This is a genomic window from Nitrosospira sp. NpAV (assembly GCF_000832065.1).
GTDB lineage: Bacteria > Pseudomonadota > Gammaproteobacteria > Burkholderiales > Nitrosomonadaceae > Nitrosospira.
The window spans coordinates 1-339 of record NZ_JXQM01000304.1; the positions used below are offsets into that span (position 1 = coordinate 1).

At 40.7% G+C, this 339-nt stretch carries 1 pseudogene; it reads right to left on the reverse strand.

The features are described 5' to 3' along the window. Positions 1 to 309 (reverse strand): annotated as a pseudogene (locus SQ11_RS18055) (ABC transporter); the annotation flags it as partial. Positions 310 to 339 lie beyond the last annotated feature (30 nt).

Genomic DNA, 339 nt, shown 5'->3' on the forward strand with positions numbered 1-339 from the left:
CAGTAATTTCTTGAATATTTCCACACGTATATCCAGTATGAGCCCATCAAGCAAGCGATGAATCACATAATATCCTGACCAACTGGCGATAACGATTACTAACAAGAGTACCACCAATATCAAAGGAAGTGATTGCAGTAACTGCCGGTTACCTCCGGGTAATATTTGAGTAAATAATTGCCCTGCTATTAATGGGATTAATGAAGCTGAGATAGCAGCCAATCCACCAACAACAATAATGATTATAAAGGATGTCCAGTGGGATCCATTCCAGGTTAAAAAGCGCTTCAACAGTTCAATCTGAATCACTAGCCGCTTATCTGGCATTGCAAGGGGGTA